The sequence below is a fragment of the Veillonella sp. 3891 genome (assembly GCF_003992315.1).
Classification (GTDB): Bacteria; Bacillota; Negativicutes; order Veillonellales; family Veillonellaceae; genus F0422.
On the sequence record NZ_RQVE01000022.1, the window covers coordinates 1 to 17,439 of the forward strand.

The following is a 17,439-nucleotide window of genomic DNA, read 5'->3' on the forward strand; positions in this document are numbered from 1 at the left end:
TTTAGATGTCTTTGCAAACACTATTTTATCAGAAAGCTATGAATCTTTTTTAGTTGCACTTAGATCATAAATTCAAGGTTAATGAAAACGCCTAACGAAATGAGGTTTCACGGATCTCACACGTTAGGCATAATCAATTTTGTTACATTTTGAGATGAGCCTAACGCCTCGAACACGTTGGTGGCTCTTCTTTTTACAAGTTAAGTATAGCATAGGAGAGTATTAAATACAATTGTCACTTGTTCCGCTATGTATCGTCACTTGTTTTGCTATGTAGCCTATGGCGTTCGTAATTGAATAAGCAAAGGGAAGAGCACGGTATACCCCTCACAAACGGTATTTCATAATGTTTGTTCGTGGCACACCGTGCTCTTCTTGTGTTTGTGTGATTCAGATAGCAAGGAAACGCCACAAGGCTACTACTCGTAACGGCGTTCCTCAGGGTTATTAATATGTAAATGATATGTCTTATCTAATATGAATGCGTAAAATGTCTGTATATTATGAGAAATTCATACTTATCTATTCTTTACAATGATAATTGATATTGTTATACTTTAACAGTATAAATTTTTATTTTGGTATTATTGGATAAGGAGTGTCATGTGACGATGGAAAGTTCAGGACAAAAGCAGTTTAAGAGCAAGTACCATATTTTAGTGTGGATTGCTTTGTTATCGTTAGCTTTAATAGGTATGGTTGAGTATGGCTATTATTTACAAAATAGACCTCCATTCAAATGGCAGATTTATTTAGGTTTGATTCCATTTTCATCTTGGGTGATATTAACGTATTTGACAACGAAACCAAAATGGTTTACTACACGTTATAATGTAGGTGAAATGTACAAGGTGCACCGTATTGTAGGGATTGTAGTAACGGCAATGCTAGGTATTCACTGGTATGAATATTTTGGTCATGCTAAAACAGCCTTAGGCTGGTGGGGCGGTTATGTATCTCTTGTAGGGATGTTTATTGCGTTCCTAGTGGGTATTTTATTCCTAACACCATGGTTTAAAGGTATTGCTACATCTATGCCTCGTAAAGCAGCTGTTTGGATTCATAGATTAAATTTGGTAGCGTTAATTGGTGCTAATATTCACGTACATGGATTTAAACGTCTATCTGCGATGGTTCCATTCTTACAAGTATATGATGTACTTACGTATGGATTGGTAATTTATTATATCTATTGGATGATTAAGAAAAGAAACTAGCTCCCCTATGCAATCTTGTGGTGAACCTCGATTCACAAAATAGAAAGGCGTGGCACATTCCTTCGCAAACGGTATTTCATAATGTTTGCTCAGGAACATGCCACGCCTTTTTGTGTTTGTTGAATTTAGGTACTAAAGGGCACCACAAGATATGCTACGTACAACTGCATTCCTCAGGGGATTGGAAGAGCACGATATCCCCCTCGCAAACGGCATTTCATAATGTTTGTTCGGGGCACACCGTGCTCTTTTTGTATCTGTGTGATTTAGGTAGTGAAAGAACGCCACAAGGCTGCTACTCGTAATGGCGTTCCTCAGGGAGTTTTCTCCTATCTATCATTGATGTTACCCTAGTTGCATGATATAATTTATATAAGGCCAAAAGGCCTTTTCTTTTTATGTGAAATGGTATTACTCGATGTCAGGTATGTTCTTTATGTGTAGTATGAAAGTATCATAATGATACTATATATTGTGCATCCTCGTGAGGGATATATATTAGTTATATGCTAGAACAATGACATTGATGTAGACAGGAGATACTATGTTTTTAGATGACACGATTGCAGCGATTGCAACGGCTCCGGGGATTGGCGGTATTGGTATTATCCGTGTCAGTGGTCCCAAGGCTTGTGATGTTGTGAATCGTATCTTTCACAGTAAACAATCTGTGCCACTAGGTGAGCGTCAGACGCGAACGATCCATTATGGTCATATTGTCCATCCTAAAACGGGCAAAACCTTGGATGAGGTCATCGTGGTGTTGATGAAAGGTCCTCATTCCTATACGGCAGAGGATGTGGTAGAGATTCAATGTCACGGCGGTTTTGTGTCGGTCCGTGAAATACTGAAAGTCCTATTGTCAGAAGGTGTACGTCAGGCGGAAGAAGGGGAGTTCACGAAGCGAGCATTCTTAAATGGTCGTATTGATTTAACCCAAGCGGAAGCGATCATCGACATTATTGATGCGAAGACGGAACAATCTTTGGAAGTGGCAGTGAATCAATTAGACGGTACCTTGTCCAAGTATATTCGTGCCTTACGAGATGAGTTAATCGCTATGATTGCTCATTTAGAGGTAACCATTGATTATCCGGAGGAAGATATTGAAGAGGTATCGGCTCAAGAGGTACGTACAGGGTTAACTCCTATTCTTGAGAAGATGGATACCTTATTGGCGACAGCACAACGTGGTAAATTATTGCGTGATGGTGTGATGGTTTCTATCATTGGTCGTCCTAATGCGGGGAAATCTAGTTTGATGAATGCCTTACTTCGTGAGGACCGTGCCATTGTGACGAATATTCCAGGCACCACACGTGATAGTATTGAAGAATTTTTGACCATCCAAGGGATTTCGGTGCGCTTAATTGATACGGCAGGGATTCGTGAGACCGAGGATATTGTGGAAAGTATGGGCGTTGAAAAAGCACGTCAATATTTAGATAAAGCAGATGTAGTGGTCCTTGTCATTGATGGGTCCAAACCATTGGAACTAGAAGAACAAGAGCTATTACAGCTCATTACGAATCGTCCAAGCATTATCTTCTTGAATAAAGCAGACCAAACACAATGTATTACTAAGGAAGAGATTGCAGCACTAGGGACTTTCACAGAGATTGTCACCATCAGTGCAGCCCAAGGGGAAGGTATGGAGGAGATGGCAAAGGTCATTACGTCCTTGGTACAAGGCGGTTCTGTACAGGCCAGTCATGAGGCGATGCTCAGCAATGTGCGCCACATTACCTTGATGGAACAGGCGAAAGTTAGCTTGGACCAATCTATTCTTGCCATAGATAGCGGCATGCCTATCGATTTAATCGTCACGGACATTCGCGCTGCTTGGGAATTGTTAGGTGATATTACTGGTGAAAGTTTACGTGAATCCATGGTGGATGAATTATTTAAACGATTCTGTTTAGGAAAATAGGAGAATACATGTATTTAGTAGATACGTATGATGTGATCGTCATTGGCGGTGGTCATGCTGGTTGTGAGGCTGCTTTAGCCACAGCTCGCATGGGGCACCGCACGTTGATGGCCACATTGAATTTAGATAACATTGCTCTTATGCCATGTAACCCAGCCATTGGGGGACCTGGTAAAAGTCATCTAGTATGTGAACTAGATGCTTTGGGCGGTGAAATGGGCATCAATGCGGATGCGACAGCCATCCAAATGCGCATGCTCAATACAGGAAAGGGACCTGCGGTACATTCCTTGCGGGCTCAATCTGATAAAGTGGCCTACCAACGCCGTATGAAAGAAGTCTTAGAAAATACTGAGAACCTCAATGTGAAGCAAATCATGGTCAATGAATTGCTCATCGAAGATGGTGTGGTACAAGGCATTGTGTCTGAATTAGGCGAAGTATACCAAGCAAAGGCCATCATTTTATGTACAGGTACGTACTTAAAAGGTAAGATTATTACTGGTGAATTGGCGTATACAGGTGGTCCTAATGGACAACGGACAGCGGAGTTATTGTCTCAATCTTTATTGAATCATGGCATTAAGTTGATGCGCTTCAAAACAGGGACGCCAGCTCGTGTAGATAAACGAACATTGCACACAGAGAATATGGAAATGCAACCTGGTGACTCTCACCATAGATCCTTCTCTTTCATGTCTGATTGGATCGATCGAAATGAGCAAGTATGTTGGTTGACTTTCACCAATCAAAATACACATGATATCATCCGTGGCAATTTACACCGTGCCCCAATGTATACGGGTGTCATCGAAGGAACGGGCCCAAGATATTGTCCATCTATCGAAGATAAAGTGGTTCGTTTTGAAGATAAACAGCGTCATCAATTATTCGTGGAGCCAGAGGGCAATCATACAAATGAAATGTATGTACAAGGCATGAGTACGAGCTTACCTATCGATGTACAATATGCGTTTTTGCGTACTATTCCGGGCCTAGAAGATGTGGAAATCATGCGCCCTGCCTACGCTATTGAATACGATTGTTTAGATCCATTGCAATTGACACCGGCGTTACAAGTGAAGCATATCCAAGGTTTGTATTCTGCAGGTCAAGCGAATGGTACATCTGGCTATGAAGAAGCGGCGGCACAAGGATTAATGGCAGGTATCAATGCCGCTTTATGGTTAGAAGGCAAAGAGCCATTCATTCTATCTCGTTCTGAAGGCTACATCGGCGTACTTATCGACGATTTAGTGACAAAAGGAACGAAAGAACCATACCGTATGATGACCAGCCGCAGTGAATATCGCTTGTTACTTCGTCAAGACAATGCGGATATGCGACTCACTGAAAAAGGATATGAAATCGGACTTGTGAAGGAAGAACGGTATAAGGCTTTCAAAGAGAAACAAGACAAGATTGAAGAAGCTATTCAATTGCTAGCAGATACACCTGTAAACCCTAGCGAAGAAACACAGCAAATCCTAGATCGCATTGGCACACCTCGTATTAAGACGGGCATCAAGGCTTACGATTTAGTGAAACGTAACGAACTATCCTATGGAGTAGTGGCAGAAGCCTTCGGCTTGCCTCGCTATGAAGCGCCGGTGGAAGAAGAAATCGATATTACCATTACTTATGATGGTTATATTAAAAAGCAACTAGAACAAGTGGAAAAAGTTCGTAAGTTAGAAGCTAAAATTATTCCTCAAGACTGGGATTACACGTCCATGAAAGGTATTTCTTTGGAAGCCATCCAAAAATTGACGGCTATTCGTCCACATTCCATTGGTCAGGCGAGCCGTATTTCAGGGGTGTCTCCTGCGGATATTTCTGTACTGTTAGTGCAAATTGAGCAGTACTACCGTGAAAGAGGTTAATATGACATTTTCAGACTATGTGAAAGCCCATACCACAGCCTTTGGCTTAGCCCTCACTGACACACAAGTGGATCAATTACAACGGTTTTACGAACAAGTGGTCACCACTAATGAGCATATGAATTTAACGGGTATTACTGAGCCAGAAGAGTTTGCCTTAAAACATGTGGTGGACTCTCTATCTTGCTATGACCCTAAGTATTTTACAAAGGATGCGGCGGTTATCGATTTAGGTACCGGTGCCGGCTTTCCAGGAGTTCCCTTGGGCATATACGATCCATCCTTGCGTATTACCTTATTTGATTCCTTACAAAAACGATTGCGCTTTTTAGATGGTGTGATTGAAGACCTAGGTTTGCAAGGATTACAAACCTTACATGGCCGTGCGGAAGATTTGGCACACCAGGAGTATCGGGAATCCTTCGATCTTCTCACTAGCCGTGCAGTGGCCCGTTTATCCATCTTATTGGAATGGGGACTGCCTTACGTGAAAGTAGGGGGCTACATGGTGGCATTAAAAGGCTCTATTGTCCAAGAAGAACTAGAGGAAAGTAAACGTGCCCTATCCATCTTGGGCGGTGAAATTGTAGAGGTCAAAGAAGTGACGTTACCTACCTTAGAGGATAAACGCGCTATCGTGTATATTAAAAAGGTAAAGTCTACGGCAAAGAAATATCCTCGGAAACCAAAAGAGATTAAAACAAAATCTTTATAGCTTTCTACTATAACTTATAATAAAATATAGAAAAATGCTTATAAGTATGAACTATGGTATACTTATTAGGTACTCTTTTACATGTGCGGTCACTCTGTGTTCGCACATGTTTTATATTTGTAATACAAGATTGAGGTGAGATAATGGCAATCTATAACGGACGATTACCAAAACTCAATGAAGATGAAATAAAACGATACTCTGGATTAAAGCATGCGGAGGGATTTCCAGAGCAGTATGTGAAAGAAGCTGCCCTAGAAGTACAATTGGTGGCAGAACCTCGTGGTGTGTACCAATGCTATGATTACGATCCAGAAACGCATACCATACTCAGTAATCCACCGATGGTGCTAGATGCGACAGGCATTATCCGTCATTTAGGAAATGCTAAAAAAGTATATGTGTTAGCAGTTACAGTAGGAGAAGCCGTAGAAGAACGTAGTTCTGCTTTATTTAAAGAAGGCAAATCTACACTAGGTCTCCTCGTAGATGCAGCGGCCACAACGGCAGTAGAACAAGTGGCAGATCAAGTCAATGAACTCATTGATCGAGATGCGAAAAAGCAAGGTTTTAAAACGACATGGCGCTTTAGCCCAGGCTATGGCAATTGGCCAGTCACAGTACAGCAAGAATTTGCTAAGATTATTAAAACAGAAGAAATTGGATTGACAGTGACAGACACAAGTATGCTATTTCCACGTAAATCAGTAACGGCTATCGTAGGCTGTCAAACAGTTGATGAAGAAGGACCAAAGACACAACGGGGTTGCACATCTTGCAGTCAAGTAGATTGTGCATCTCGGAAGTTACCAGATAAGGGAACAACTTCGTGTATTTAAATACACATACTGTTTGTGATAAATAATATGGAAAAGATATCCTAATGATAGTTATACTTTTTGCAACATAATTGATATTTGTGTAAGGTATAATAACTATTGGTAGTACTATCGTTGGTATACAGTGTCAATCAGTATAAGTTGTTATAGTAGTTGCGTATGGCTTAGCTGTAGTAGGGGTACTTTATATCATACTGATAACTGTAAGATGCTAACAAAGAGATTTTAATTAAGAACAATAATTAGATGTATAGATAAGTAGCGTGATGTACTGATGCTGGGGAAGAGTTTCATCATCATGCGAAGTATATTGCCTAGGGCGAGCAATGTGCCTGATACATAAGTGAGGGACATATGGTATATATTATAGATGGCGGTATGGGTACCATGCTGCAAGCGGCAGGTCTTGGTGACGGGGCTTGTCCAGAATTATTTAACGTAGAACATCCGGACGTGGTGGAACATATCCACGCAGAATATTTGCGTCATGGTAGCGATATTATTACGACTAACACTTTTGGTGGGACAGCTTTAAAACTGGATGAATATCAATTGGGTCATCGTATGGATGAAATTAATCGTGCTGCTGTGAAAGTAGCACAAGCGGCTCGGGATAAGATTAACCCGAATGCAAAAATTGCAGGCGATATGGGTCCTAGCGGTCGCTTTATGGCGCCACTCGGGGTAGCTCAATTTGATGAGATTTATGAGACTTTCAGAGATCAAGCAAGAGTCCTCATCGATGCCGGTGTAGATTATATTATTATCGAAACCATCATCGACATCCAAGAAATGCGTGCAGCTTTATTGGGTGCAAAAGATGCACGTGACGAATTAGGAAAAACAAAAGACGATGTGAAAATCATTTGTCAGTTTTCTTTCAGTGAAGATGGTCGTACTATCACAGGTACACCACCAGAAGCAACGGCTATCTTGATGGATGCTATGGAAGCAGATATTGTAGGTATTAACTGTTCTTTAGGGCCTGAGCAATTATTGCCGTTGGTAGAACGTATGGCGGCGGTAACGAATTTACCAATTAGTATTCAGCCGAATGCGGGTATGCCACAATTAGTAGGGAAAGAAACCATCTTCCCATTGGGACCAGAAGAAATGGGTGAATATGCTCCTCGTTTCCTTGATGCAGGGGCATCCTATTTGGGCGCATGTTGCGGTAGTACACCAAAACACATCGAGGCTATCGCCAAAGCGGCGCGAGCGCATACACCAGCAGAACGACCATATGTGGAACCATTTACAGCTTTTACAAGCCGTACTAGCGTAGTGAAAGTAGGCTTACAAGAAAAACCAATCATTATCGGGGAACGTATTAACCCAACAGGTCGTAAGGTACTAGCAGAAGAAATCCGTAAGGGTAGTTTCTTAATGGTAAAAAAAGATGCCTTAGCCCAAGTAGAAGCAGGCGCTGATGTACTAGATGTGAATATGGGGGTCACTGGCGTTGATCCAGGGGAAACAATGAAACGAGCTATCGAAGAATTGACGATGCTTGTAGAGGTTCCATTATCCATTGATACCTTAGATCCAGTCGCGATGGAAGCTGGTTTAAAAGCTTATCCAGGTCGTCCATTGTTGAACTCTGTGAACGCAGAGCCAGAACAATTGGAAGCGGTATTACCATTAGCAAAACGCTATGGTGCAGCGCTATTATGCTTGCCATTAGGTAAAAAAGAATTGCCAGAAACGGCAGAAGAGCGTGTGTCCTTAGCGAAGGAAATCGTATTAGAAGCGTATAACTACGGCTTACGTCCAAATGATTTATTGCTAGACCCATTGGTGTTAACCTTAGCAAGTAGCCAACATGCAGCACGAGAAACATTAAAAACATTGAAACTCTACGCTGAAACATTTGGTTTCCCAACGGTGATGGGCTTATCCAACATATCCTTTGGCTTGCCACAACGGGCGTACTTAAATGCACAGTTCTTAACGATGGCATTAAGCAATGGTTTGACATGTCCTATCATGAACCCAATGAATGAAATTGTACGAAAAGCTTTCATTACAGGGCGTACATTCATGGGGTTTGACCCAGCAGCGGCGGACTTTATTGCTGAGTACGGTGATGACGATGAAAATGCAGTGGTGACGAAAAAAGTGAAAGCTGCAGCGGAAGCCTTCCATAGTGATGACCCGATTGAATGCATTAAACATGCCGTAGAGCAAGGGGAAAAAGAGGCAGTAGTTCCTTTAGTCAAAGATGCTTTGGCAAAAGGGTTAGACCCATTGGAAGTAACTCGTAGAGGTTTATCCGATGCTATGGCAGTAGTAGGGGAAAGATTCGGATCTGGTAAAGCGTTCTTGCCACAAGTAATGCTAGCAGCAGAAACAATGCAAGCGGCGTTCACAACGATTAAAGAAGTGTTGCCGGAAGGGACAGCAGAGAAGAAGGCGACGATTATCCTAGCTACCGTAAAAGGTGATATCCATGACTTAGGTAAGAATATCGTATCTGCCTTGTTAGAAAACAATGGATACCAAATCGTAGACTTAGGCAAAGACGTGTCACCAGAAGAAATCGTTGCAGCAGCGAAAGAACACAATGCACCGATTATTGGTATAGCATCCTTGATGACTACGACAATGCCGATGATCAATGAAACCATTGCGGCAGTACGTGAAGCTGGCGTCAATGCGAAGGTCCTCGTAGGTGGTGCGGTATTGTCCCAGGCCTATGCAGATGAAGCCGGTGCTGATTCTTATGCCAAAGATGGTATTTCTGCGGTGAATATAGTGAAAGGCTTATTAGGTGATGAATAGTTAGCATACTATAACACTTAGTAGGCAGAATTCTCAGAAGAGTTACTCCATGGGATAAGGTATCTAGAAGAATTAGATGGCTTAAAATTCTTTATAAAAAATATATAAAAAGGAACATGGCAAAAATCATGCCATGTTCCTTTTTATGTATATGTAGATATGCGTTGAATACGGATTTCATCACACGTGTATTTTGATTAATCTGTAAGATGTTTCACGTGAAACATTACTGAGAAATACCGCTGAGTATCTTAATTCTTATGATAGAATTTCCATTTGTAACAAATTCAACTCCTTTTCTATAATCGTAAGTTGGCATATATACGCCATAAAAAAGAACGTGAACGCCTTCTTTATTATATACCATACTAGGTTGACCATATTTTGTATAAATGTCTGCTATACTATCTCCGACAGCGATACCTCTGGCAGTGACAGCATCTCGGTTGTCTATAGTTGTCATTGTTGTTTCAGGAAAGTGTTTGTTACTTACATGGAAGGTGATGCCTCCGTAAATTACTCTATTTGGTTTAAGAGCAGTAGGATCCCCCAAACTTTTATAAATAGCATCGGTAGTAGATCCTGCAGGGATGCCTGCTACCACTAAGTCTGTTGCTGGTAGTTCATTTCCTTTTACATGCATCGCTTCCAATTGTGAAGTGGAAAAGTGAGCGAATAAAAAGGCGATAACAAGTATCCAAGGACGTAGTTGTTTCATCATGAGCCTATCCTTTCATAGTTATTATAAATCATATGAAAATCGTACTGTATATAAAACTGTTTGTCAATGCTTAAAAGTGTCTATATAGTGGTTCATAGAGGGATTGTTTCACGTGAAACAATTAATTAGATAGAAATTATACTGTTTCACGTGAAACAGTAAAAAATATATGAAAAAGATGAGGAAATACTGTTGCCTTTCATAAAAAATACAATAATCTATGTTATAATGTGATAAGACGATAAGAAAGAGGTGAAATCATGGCTAGAATTATTGCCGTAGCCAACCAAAAAGGCGGTGTTGGTAAAACGACAACTGCTGTTAATTTGAGCGCTTGTTTGGCTGTAGAAGGAAAACGAGTACTCTTATTAGACTTAGATCCTCAAGGAAATGCTACAAGTGGATTAGGAATCGATAAAGAGGACATTGACCACGGTGTGTATGAAATGCTTGTGGACGATGTGTCTATCACTGATATCATAGAATCTACTGTCATAGATACACTGCAAGTTGCACCGACTACCATCGATTTAGCAGGAGCTGAGGTAGACTTAGTAGCGATGGAAGACAAAGGGTATACATTGAAACAACGGATAGCACCTATCGTAGATGACTATGACTATATTATTATTGACTGTCCTCCTTCCTTGGGTATGTTAACAATCAATGCATTAACCGCCTCCAATAGCGTATTAATCCCTATACAAACAGAGTTCTATGCCTTAGAAGGTGTGAGCCAACTGGTGAAAACTATCGAGTTAGTACAAGAAGAACTAAATACAGAATTAGAATTAGAAGGTGTTGTGCTGACTATGTATAATGGTAGAACTAAGTTAGCGGTACAGGTGGCAGAAGAAGTAACGAATTACTTTGGCGATGCTGTATATACAACAACGATACCACGAAATGTGAAATTGGGAGAAGCTCCTAGCCATGGATTGCCAGTAGTTATCTATGATAAAAGGTCCAAAGGAGCTGAAGTATATTGTGCCTTAGCACGGGAGGTAATTGAGCGTGGAGCTTAAGAAATCAAAAGGTGGTCTTGGTAAAGGCTTAGGGTCGTTTGGCTTGTCTGGTTCTTTTAAAGATGGTCATAAAAGTGGCTATGAAATGGATATTACTAAAATACAACCTAACCCTAATCAGCCCCGTAAACGCTTTACAGAAGAAGATATGGAAAGCCTAGTAGCATCGATTCAGGCTCATGGACTCATTGCACCTATTGCAGTTCGCAAAGTAGATGATCATTATGAAATCGTAGCGGGTGAACGTCGTTGGCGTGCGTGTCAACAAGCGGGATTGACTAAAATTCCTGTGGTAGTTCGTGACTATACAACAGAAGAAGTGAGTGAAATTGCCTTAGTAGAAAATTTGCAACGGCAGAATTTAAACCCTATTGAGGAAGCCTTTGGGTATCAGTATTTAATGGATACTTTCAAAAAAACACAGGAAGAAATCGCTATGACCGTAGGTCGTAGTCGTTCCTACGTGGCGAATATTGTGCGATTATTACAATTACCAGAGTTTTTACAACAAGAGCTAGAAACAAGTATGCTAACTATAGGGCAAGCAAGACCGTTATTGGCGTTAGATGGGGAACATTTACAATTACAAGCCTTAGAACGGATTAAGGAAAAAGATTTAAATGCCCGTCAAGTCGAACAATTGGTAAAAGAACTACAGGCTGGCAAGAAACGCTTAACGTCGTCTCAGCCTCAACCAACAGCGGAGTTGCGCAAGTTAATGCAACGATTGAAAGATAGCTTAGGGACTCCTGTAGATATTCGTTTAAAAAATACAAAAAAAGTACAAGGAACCATTGAAGTTTCTTTCAAAAGTGAAGAAGAATTAATGCGTTTAATCAGCTATATCGAAAGTGAATAGAAAGGGAGTCTATGGTATTAGAAACAACTAGAGGGAATCGCTTGCACATAGGCTTTTTTGGGCGCTGTAATGCGGGTAAATCTACCTTGATTAACACGTTAACAGAGCAACAGATTTCCTTAGTATCTCCTATTGCAGGAACGACGACAGATCCAGTGTCTAAAGGGATGGAACTATTGCCATTAGGCCCTGTGATGATCGTAGATACGGCAGGTATTGATGATACATCGGAATTAGGGTTGTTGCGGGTAGAAAAAACGAAACAAGTATTGCCAACGATGAATTTAGCCGTGTATATGTTGCGCACAGATATCGAGCCCATACCAGAAGATATAGAGTGGTTACAACAACTGCAAAGTAGCCATATACCTACGTTGGTGGTCATCAATGAAGTAGAAGGTCATCAAGGTTCTGACTTCATTAAATCCCACGGAGAATTACAACCTTATACATCGCAGATAGTAATAGCAGATGTCAACGATAGAGTAAACCGCATGACTTTGCTAGAGGCATTAAGTAAATTAAAACCTGTAGATGAGGATGTACAATCTTTATTAGGTGGTTATATCGAAGAAAAAGATGTCTTTGTCTTAGTATGTCCAATTGACGAATCGGCTCCCAAAGGTCGTATTATTTTGCCACAAGTGCAAATGATTCGAGAAATTTTGGACCATCATGGCATGGCTATGGTTTGCCAAGTAGAGGAACTGGCAACTACGTTGGAGCAATTACATAAGCCACCAAAATTAGTGATTACAGACTCTCAAGCTTTTGAGGCGGTGAGTCAAATTGTACCAGAGGAGATAGCTTTAACAAGCTTTTCCATTTTGATGGCACGGTTTAAAGGAAAATTAAAAGATTTAGTGGCAGGTGTACACGCCATAGACCAATTGCGAGCAGGCTCTAAGGTGTTGATCAGTGAAGGCTGTACACATCGCCAACAATGTGAAGATATTGGAACGGTAAAGATTCCAAGATGGCTGAAAGCAAAAGGATACACAGACTTAGAACTAGAGTGGACTAGCGGTGGACATTTCCCTCATGACGTATCTAAGTATGATGTCATCATCCACTGCGGTGGCTGTATGTTGACACGTCGAGAGGTATTACGACGTATTGATGTAGCCTCTGTGCAAGGGGTTCCTATCGTTAACTACGGTGTATTGATAGCCTCTTTACATGGCATTTTACAACGTGCTATCAAGCCATTTGAACATGAATTAGAATAGAAAGGATTATTGTGTTAGAACAACTATTACCTTGGTTACCATGGATATTAGCGGGAATCATTGTACTGCTAGTATTACATGCATTCAGTTTACATATTCGATTGAGTCGTCTAACCAAGCGGTATCGATACTTTATGGATGGCGAAAATGGTCAGAGTATTGAGCGACGCCTTGCCATTGAAGTAAAAGAATTACGAGATATGGCAAGCACTTGGCAAACGATTTTATCAGAACAAAAAGTGATTCAATCTACACAGGCACAAACATTTCAGCATATTGGCTTTGTGAAATATAATGCTTTTGAAAATATCGGTAATGAACTATCTTTTTCCTTAACATTATTAGATGGCAATTTCAATGGGATTGTCATTTCCAGTGTGTATGGACGAAATGAATCACGTATTTTTACGAAACCAATTGTGAATGGCAAAAGTTTAGCCAGTCTTTCACAAGAAGAATTAGCTAGCTTGCAATCTGCTATGGGACAACGAAGCAATGGAGATGTGTTAGCCAGTTCTTCCGTGTCAGCATAGAAAGGATGTTATATGCAAATACCTAAGTGGTTGCAGTCACATCTAAATCAACATGGTGATGACTGGAATTTGCGGTTTACAAAACAACAAAGTAAGACCATAGCCATCATAGTAATTGCGGTCTTAGTCATTTTATTAGGATTTGGTATCTGGGGGATTGCGCGGCAAGTAGAAGTCTTACAATTGCGCCAAGAAAATCAATTACAAAAAGAGCAATTAAAACTATTGGATCAAAAGGTAGAGGTCTTAGATAAAAAAATGAAGACTCTGGATGAACTCGATCAAAATATTAGAAATATGATTAAAGGTACAGAGTCAGGTACAGTGTCAAAAACAGATGGTAGTACACAAAGTAAAGAAGAGAAAGAGGACCCTTCTCCCAAAAGCTCAAATAAAACTTTCACAACTACCCAATTATCTGCCCATATATCTAGCCTAGATCGGCAAGCACAACGACGTCTGGTGTCTATGTATACCCTCTATAATGTCCTCAAAGATGGAGTGGGTAAAGATATTCGAGAATTACAATCTATGCTAGCTATAGAAGGTGATGCAACGGATGCCAATAGTCATATGCCATCCATTTGGCCTGCAAAAGGCGTCATTAGCTCTACTTTTGGAGCACGACAAGATCCAGTGTACGGTGGAGGAGCTTTTCATGAAGGCTTAGACATCGCCAATGATACGGGAACGACAGTAGTAGCTACTGCGGCGGGCACTGTGACCTATGCAGGGTATAATGGCGGCTATGGTAATGAAATAGAAATTGATCATGGTAATGGATTTGTGACAAAATATGGGCATAATTCAGCGCTCCTAGTACAAGTAGGAATGACTGTGAAAAAAGGACAATCCATTGCATTGATGGGAAGTACTGGTAAAAGTACGGGTAGCCATGTTCATTACGAAGTGCGTGTGAATGGTGTGGCTACAGATCCATTATTATTTTTGCCCATTCAATAGGAGGCAATTATGAAATCCTATGTGCAAGTTTATACAGGTGATGGCAAGGGAAAAACAACTGCTGCCATCGGTCTAGCGGTGCGTGCTGCTGGAGTTGGTAAGAAAGTGCTATTACTTCAATTTATGAAGTCAAAAGTGTACTCAGAACATGCTGTATTAGATCATTTGGAACCTATCACAGTAGAAACAGTAGGAAAACCATTTTTCATCATTCCAGAAGGCATGAAAAGCGAGGAAGAGTTGCGTCGATGGGGGGATGATGTAGTGGTCTTTCCCAAAGGGCAGCCCCCACAAGAGTACAAAGACTTAATTCACATTGGTCAAGAACGAGCCCTACAAGCGGTGGCTACAGGAGACTTTGATATTGTTATCTTAGATGAATACAATATGGCGCTATTTTTCGGGTTAATTGACGAAGCGGAAGGGCGTGCGTTACTAGCGGCTCGTAATCCTAATGTAGAAGTGGTATTCACTGGCCGTGGTGCTCCTCAATGGTTATTGGATGAAGCGGATTTGGTCACCGTCATGGAGGCGTACCGTCATTATTATGATCAAGGCGTAGAAGCACGCCTTGGTATTGAGCATTAAGGGTAAAGAATGGTATAATTTAAGTATGTATATCGTATAACATACTGAAAGGTAGGTGGTATCGTGTCACTATGGATGATTCTATTGCTGCTAGTAATAGCTTTCATCATAGCCATTTTATGTATTCCTATCACATATAGTCTGAAAGTAAGTTCGCGCAAGCCTTATGAATTTGACTTCCGTATTGAGTGGATGTATCGAGTATTGAAGGTACATCTTGCGTATAAGCAAGGGCATCCCTTGTTTAAGGAGGTCTATGTATTAGGGTCTATGAAAGTTGGTTCTGCCCGTGATTACGAAGATTGGTTAAATCGTAGGGTAAAAGAAGAATTAGACCCGTTAGCGACAGACAGTAAAGAAGATGTAGACACAAAAGAAGTACTAGATGAACCAGATCCGTATCCACTATCTGGATACTCAGGGCCAGAACCTGTGCAATCTGTACGATTTGATGCAAATGGACAGGTGCTGGAACCAGTAGAAACTACATCATCGCAAGAAGAGACAACCAAGAAACAAGAAGATACAAAAGACTTACCAACCTATTGGTGGTGGAAACATGTATCAAACCCTAAACTTTATGAAGCGTTGTTTACGGTCAGTAAGCAATGTGCTAGCCATGCTAGTCCTAGAGTATTCCAATTAGAAGGTGATTTTGGGATTCCTAGACCTTATGAAATGGGTCTGATCACCGCGGCTGCCTATACGTTATGTCCAAAACAAGTGGAACGAGTTAATTTCTCCTATACAGAGTTTGCCTATACAGGTAGTTTAACAGTGAAAGGGCATATGCAATTAGGTGTATTTGCATTCTATGGAACTCTATTTATAGTAAAAAAAGCAGTCAGAGAGTGTCTGATGGACAGTGCAAAAGCATTTGTACAGTATCGTCGTCGTAAGCAAAGTGCAAAATAAAGAACTTTCAGAAGTTGAAGAATCATAGGAGGTCATGATGGATACTAAACTTACTAATTTAAAAGACAATTTAGAGCCTTTATTTGAACAATTTAAAGAAATGATTCGTGTGGAAACAGTAGTGGGCGAAGCTGTACAATTAGGCGATACTACAATTGTACCATTCGTTGACGTATCCCTTGGTTTAGGTGGATGCCAAAAAGCTGGCGGTGGCGGAGCGAAAGTAGAGCCAACAGCTGTGCTTGTGATCAAAGGGGAACGTATTGAATTATTCAATATCAAAGGATCTGCTAAATATACTGGCTTCGATCGTTTAATCGGCATGGTACCAGAAATTATCAGTAAATTGAAAAAAGAAGAATATGTATATGTAAGTGAAGAACAATAATTGCAAATTCTTTGCATAGATTTGTAACTATGGATTTCATTTACTATTCATATACATAGGGTATAGTAGAGGTATAAGGTAATTTGCTAAATAGAAATAACTTTGCTATACTAGATGAATAGATGAAAATATTTCTCATAGGGAGGCTTATACATGAACTTAACTAAAAAAATCGCAACTTTAGGTGCACTAGCTGTAGTTGGTGCTTTCACAGTATCTAATGCGGCTAACGTAGGCGTAATTAACGAAGAAGCTATCTACACAGGATACAATGGCTTTGGTGCTATCCAAATGCAAATTGATAAATTGCGTGCAGAATACGGTCCTAAATTAGAAGGTGAATTTAAAAAATTAAACAACTTCAAAACAGATGCTGAAAAACAAGCATATTTCGATAAAAATGTTCGTAGCATCCAAGAAAAATACAATCAAGAAGAAGCAAATGCATTAGCTCCATTGGATAAAAAAGTAGCAGAAGCAATTCAAGCTATCGCAAAAGAAAAAGATATTGATGTATTAGTAGCTAACCCAACATCTGCTGGTGCTGTTAAAGAAGGTAACCAAGTTATCGACTTAACACCAGATGTAGTAGCACGCATCAACAAATAAGATATAACAAGCCCCTAGGTTAGATAGCCTAGGGGTTTTACTGTATGCTGTGTATTCTTATAGTGTAGTATCAAGCATATATTATGCTATTGAATGCAGTATAATAGGTTCTATAATATATTTTGGGGGGACAGCAAAAGCTATCCCCCCAAGATATTTTTTTATGCCTTGAATTTATGATCTAAGTGCAACTAAAAAAGATTCATAGCTTTCTGATAAAATAGTGTTTGCAAAGACATCTAAA

At 40.4% G+C, this 17,439-nt stretch carries 16 protein-coding genes; 15 read left to right on the forward strand and 1 reads right to left on the reverse strand.

Annotated features, from left to right (window positions below; translation table 11 throughout):
• Positions 1 to 611 precede the first annotated feature (611 nt).
• The 6 genes from EO118_RS08290 (at position 612) to EO118_RS08315 (ending at position 9,365) form a co-directional block, all read left to right on the forward strand.
• Positions 612 to 1,217: a hypothetical protein gene (locus tag EO118_RS08290; protein WP_127069472.1), complete on the forward strand. Its 606-nt coding sequence runs from the start codon at positions 612 to 614 to the stop codon at positions 1,215 to 1,217.
• Positions 1,218 to 1,761: 544 nt separating this feature from the next.
• Complete coding sequence (gene mnmE, locus EO118_RS08295) at positions 1,762 to 3,147, forward strand: tRNA uridine-5-carboxymethylaminomethyl(34) synthesis GTPase MnmE (protein WP_127069459.1); 1,386 nt, start codon at positions 1,762 to 1,764, stop codon at positions 3,145 to 3,147.
• Positions 3,148 to 3,155: 8 nt separating this feature from the next.
• Positions 3,156 to 5,030, forward strand: coding sequence for a tRNA uridine-5-carboxymethylaminomethyl(34) synthesis enzyme MnmG (gene mnmG / locus EO118_RS08300; RefSeq protein WP_127069460.1), 1,875 nt, complete (start codon positions 3,156 to 3,158; stop codon positions 5,028 to 5,030).
• A 1-nt stretch (position 5,031) separates the two neighbouring features.
• On the forward strand, positions 5,032 to 5,745 hold the full coding sequence (rsmG, locus tag EO118_RS08305) for a 16S rRNA (guanine(527)-N(7))-methyltransferase RsmG (protein ID WP_127069461.1): 714 nt from the start codon (positions 5,032 to 5,034) through the stop codon (positions 5,743 to 5,745).
• Positions 5,746 to 5,888: 143 nt separating this feature from the next.
• Positions 5,889 to 6,584: a vitamin B12 dependent-methionine synthase activation domain-containing protein gene (locus EO118_RS08310; protein WP_127069462.1), complete on the forward strand. Its 696-nt coding sequence runs from the start codon at positions 5,889 to 5,891 to the stop codon at positions 6,582 to 6,584.
• A gap of 354 nt (positions 6,585 to 6,938) precedes the next feature.
• On the forward strand, positions 6,939 to 9,365 hold the full coding sequence (locus EO118_RS08315; RefSeq protein ID WP_127069463.1) for a homocysteine S-methyltransferase family protein: 2,427 nt from the start codon (positions 6,939 to 6,941) through the stop codon (positions 9,363 to 9,365).
• Positions 9,366 to 9,591: 226 nt separating this feature from the next.
• On the opposite strand, the gene EO118_RS08320 is transcribed toward EO118_RS08315, so the two are convergent.
• Entirely contained in the window at positions 9,592 to 10,086 is a 495-nt protein-coding gene (locus tag EO118_RS08320) for a hypothetical protein (RefSeq protein ID WP_127069464.1), read from the reverse strand.
• Positions 10,087 to 10,346: 260 nt separating this feature from the next.
• Between EO118_RS08320 and EO118_RS08325 the strand changes: the two genes are divergently transcribed.
• The 9 genes from EO118_RS08325 to EO118_RS08365 all read left to right on the forward strand — a co-directional run bounded on the left by EO118_RS08325 (position 10,347) and on the right by EO118_RS08365 (position 17,195).
• Positions 10,347 to 11,111, forward strand: a complete 765-nt coding sequence (locus EO118_RS08325) for a ParA family protein (protein WP_127069465.1) — start codon at positions 10,347 to 10,349, stop codon at positions 11,109 to 11,111.
• Complete coding sequence (locus EO118_RS08330) at positions 11,101 to 11,970, forward strand: ParB/RepB/Spo0J family partition protein (protein ID WP_240626926.1); 870 nt, start codon at positions 11,101 to 11,103, stop codon at positions 11,968 to 11,970. Before EO118_RS08325 ends, EO118_RS08330 begins: the two co-directional genes overlap by 11 nt.
• An 11-nt stretch (positions 11,971 to 11,981) precedes the next feature.
• Positions 11,982 to 13,199: a [FeFe] hydrogenase H-cluster maturation GTPase HydF gene (hydF, locus tag EO118_RS08335; protein ID WP_127069466.1), complete on the forward strand. Its 1,218-nt coding sequence runs from the start codon at positions 11,982 to 11,984 to the stop codon at positions 13,197 to 13,199.
• Positions 13,200 to 13,210: 11 nt separating this feature from the next.
• A complete protein-coding gene (locus EO118_RS08340; RefSeq protein WP_127069467.1) occupies positions 13,211 to 13,732 on the forward strand; it encodes a DUF4446 family protein in 522 nt (173 codons plus the stop codon).
• A gap of 12 nt (positions 13,733 to 13,744) precedes the next feature.
• Complete coding sequence (locus EO118_RS08345; protein ID WP_127069468.1) at positions 13,745 to 14,695, forward strand: peptidoglycan DD-metalloendopeptidase family protein; 951 nt, start codon at positions 13,745 to 13,747, stop codon at positions 14,693 to 14,695.
• 9 nt (positions 14,696 to 14,704) lie between these two features.
• Positions 14,705 to 15,283, forward strand: a complete 579-nt coding sequence (locus tag EO118_RS08350; RefSeq protein WP_127069469.1) for a cob(I)yrinic acid a,c-diamide adenosyltransferase — start codon at positions 14,705 to 14,707, stop codon at positions 15,281 to 15,283.
• Between the two features lie 63 nt (positions 15,284 to 15,346).
• Positions 15,347 to 16,198 (forward strand): hypothetical protein, encoded by an 852-nt coding sequence (locus tag EO118_RS08355; RefSeq protein ID WP_127069470.1) that lies wholly within the window; start codon positions 15,347 to 15,349, stop codon positions 16,196 to 16,198.
• 37 nt (positions 16,199 to 16,235) lie between these two features.
• Positions 16,236 to 16,586, forward strand: a complete 351-nt coding sequence (locus EO118_RS08360) for a GerW family sporulation protein (RefSeq protein WP_127069474.1) — start codon at positions 16,236 to 16,238, stop codon at positions 16,584 to 16,586.
• 153 nt (positions 16,587 to 16,739) lie between these two features.
• Entirely contained in the window at positions 16,740 to 17,195 is a 456-nt protein-coding gene (locus tag EO118_RS08365) for an OmpH family outer membrane protein (protein ID WP_127069471.1), read from the forward strand.
• The last annotated feature ends 244 nt before the right edge of the window (positions 17,196 to 17,439 follow it).

Excerpts from the sequence above, each read along its gene's own strand:
- EO118_RS08290 (WP_127069472.1), top strand. The coding sequence starts at position 612 with ATGGAAAGTTCAGGACAAAAGCAGTTTAAGAGCAAGTACCATATTTTA.
- mnmE (WP_127069459.1), top strand. The coding sequence starts at position 1,762 with ATGTTTTTAGATGACACGATTGCAGCGATTGCAACGGCTCCGGGGATT.
- mnmG (WP_127069460.1), top strand. The coding sequence starts at position 3,156 with ATGTATTTAGTAGATACGTATGATGTGATCGTCATTGGCGGTGGTCAT.
- rsmG (WP_127069461.1), top strand. The coding sequence starts at position 5,032 with ATGACATTTTCAGACTATGTGAAAGCCCATACCACAGCCTTTGGCTTA.
- EO118_RS08310 (WP_127069462.1), top strand. The coding sequence starts at position 5,889 with ATGGCAATCTATAACGGACGATTACCAAAACTCAATGAAGATGAAATA.
- EO118_RS08315 (WP_127069463.1), top strand. The coding sequence starts at position 6,939 with ATGGTATATATTATAGATGGCGGTATGGGTACCATGCTGCAAGCGGCA.
- EO118_RS08320 (WP_127069464.1), bottom strand. The coding sequence starts at position 10,086 with ATGATGAAACAACTACGTCCTTGGATACTTGTTATCGCCTTTTTATTC.
- EO118_RS08325 (WP_127069465.1), top strand. The coding sequence starts at position 10,347 with ATGGCTAGAATTATTGCCGTAGCCAACCAAAAAGGCGGTGTTGGTAAA.
- hydF (WP_127069466.1), top strand. The coding sequence starts at position 11,982 with ATGGTATTAGAAACAACTAGAGGGAATCGCTTGCACATAGGCTTTTTT.
- EO118_RS08345 (WP_127069468.1), top strand. The coding sequence starts at position 13,745 with ATGCAAATACCTAAGTGGTTGCAGTCACATCTAAATCAACATGGTGAT.
- EO118_RS08350 (WP_127069469.1), top strand. The coding sequence starts at position 14,705 with ATGAAATCCTATGTGCAAGTTTATACAGGTGATGGCAAGGGAAAAACA.
- EO118_RS08360 (WP_127069474.1), top strand. The coding sequence starts at position 16,236 with ATGGATACTAAACTTACTAATTTAAAAGACAATTTAGAGCCTTTATTT.
- EO118_RS08365 (WP_127069471.1), top strand. The coding sequence starts at position 16,740 with ATGAACTTAACTAAAAAAATCGCAACTTTAGGTGCACTAGCTGTAGTT.